A 1888-nucleotide genomic window follows, 5' to 3' on the forward strand; every position below is an offset into this window, starting at 1 on the left:
AGGGACAGCAGCGGCCAGCGCCAGGCGCGCCCGCCCGAGGCCGCGCCGAGGCCCGCGACGAGGCCGTCGAACACCGCATCCGGCCCGTCGGCGACGAGGGGGGCCGTCGCGGTGACGAAGGGCGAGAGGAAGGGCCGCGCGACGCGCCCGCCGAGGCCGCTGAGATCGCGCACCATCCGGTAGGGCAGGGCGGCCTCGAGCCGTCCCTCGCGGCGGACGGTGACGAAACGCAGGGCCTCGGCGGCGAGGCCCGCCCGCTGGTGCGCTTCGACGACGTGGCGCGCGTAATGCGGATGCGGCGCCCGGGCTCGGCCGAACAGGTCGTCCCATTCTTCGGGACGCGGCGCGTCGGACGGCCCGGCCTCGATCGCGGGGACGGGCGATGCGACCCGGATCATCGGGCGCCCATCGCGAAAAGGCCGGCCCAGACCGGGGTCGCGAGGCCGTGCACGCGCCGCGCCGCCAGCGCCAGGATGCCGGCCCGCAGGACCGTGGTCAGCGCCATCCCCAGCGCCGCCCCGATCACCCCGAGCGGCGGCACGAGGACGAGGCAGGCGCCGACCGCCACCGCCAGCATCGCCAGCGTGATGCCGGCGCAGAGCCGCTCGCCGCCGAGCATGGTCAACAGGTCCTCGCCCGGGCCGAACAGGCTCGCCGCGACGCTGCCGGCGGCCAGCACCGCGAGGATCGGGATGCTGTCGGAGAATTGCGGCCCGAACATCGCCAGCAGCAGCGGGCTCGCGGCGACGACCCCGAGCGCCACCAGGGCGGTGGCGGCCAACGTGCCGCGGCCCTGCAGGCGCACCAGCCAGGCGAGCGTGTCCCGGTCGCCGACCGCGTGCGCCGCGCTGAAGCGCTGCGCGGTGGCGGCGACGGCGGCGAAATGGACGAACACGACGAACTGCTGGATCCGCGTCGCGGCGAAGTACAGGCCGACGGCGGAGGGCGGCATCAGGAAGCCGAGCACGACGACGTCGACGAAGGTGAAGCCGGCATTGGCCAGGTCGATCAGCGCGATCGGCAGGCTGGCGCCGAGCCAGTGCCGCCAGCGGTAGCGGCGCGGGCCCCGGGGCAGCGTGCGCGCCATCCGCGCCAGCACCAGCCCGGCCTGGATCGCGACGGCGAGGATCGCGGCGGCGAGCATGCAGGCCATCGCCACCCAGGCCTCGGCCGGCGCGCCGAGCAGGATCGCGGCGACCATCGCGACCATCATCACGGTCTGGCGCAGCAGGTAGGGCGGCGCGATCGCCAGCACCGCCCAGTTTTGGCTGCGGGCGAGGCCTTCCAAATAATCCTGGAGCGCGAACAGCGGCAATACGAGCGCCGCGACGAGGAGCGGCGCGCGGTAGGGCCCGGCGACCCAGCCCGGCCACAGCGTCAGCACCGCGGCTCCGAGCAGCGCGACGGCCAGGGCCGCACCGCCGATCGCGACGGCGCCGGCCACGAGGTAGCCGCGGGCGTGGTCGAGGTCGCCGCGGGCCTGGTCCACCGGCAGGAAGCGGCAGGCGCCCTGCGACAGGCCGAGCGTCACCGAATGGCCGATCATCGCGGTCCAGACCCAGACCGTGGCGAAGACGCCGTATTCCTGCCAGCCCATCAGGCGGGCGGTGAGCACCTGCGCGCCGTAGGCGAAACCGGCCGAGGCGATGCGGATCGCGAACACGTCGAGGGCGGTGCGGGCCGGGCCGGTCGCGGCGATGCGCAGGCGGCGGACGGCCGAGCCGAGGGTCGCCGCCGCCATCTCCGCCTCCCTCGACCGCGCGGTTCCGCACCGCGCGGATCGGACCCGAGCCCTAACCCGGGCCCCGTTGCGGCGGGGTTAATGGGCCGGCGCCGTCACGGCCTGGGGGGCGCGACCGCCGCGCCCACGGTGCCGGACGTCTCGCGC

General features: G+C 75.9%; 1 protein-coding gene and 1 pseudogene. Both read right to left on the reverse strand.

Annotated elements, in window-relative coordinates; all coding sequences use genetic code 11:
- Positions 1–398: pseudogene (locus FV230_RS27835) on the reverse strand (cellulose biosynthesis protein CelD); the annotation flags it as partial.
- Positions 395–1741, reverse strand: coding sequence for a lipopolysaccharide biosynthesis protein (locus FV230_RS27840; RefSeq protein ID WP_147729723.1), 1347 nt, complete (start codon positions 1739–1741; stop codon positions 395–397). The pseudogene FV230_RS27835 and the gene FV230_RS27840, both read right to left, overlap by 4 nt.
- Between the last annotated feature and the right edge of the window lie 147 nt (positions 1742–1888).

It is taken from the genome of Methylobacterium sp. WL6 (assembly GCF_008040095.1).
In the GTDB taxonomy this organism is placed as follows: Bacteria; Pseudomonadota; Alphaproteobacteria; order Rhizobiales; family Beijerinckiaceae; genus Methylobacterium.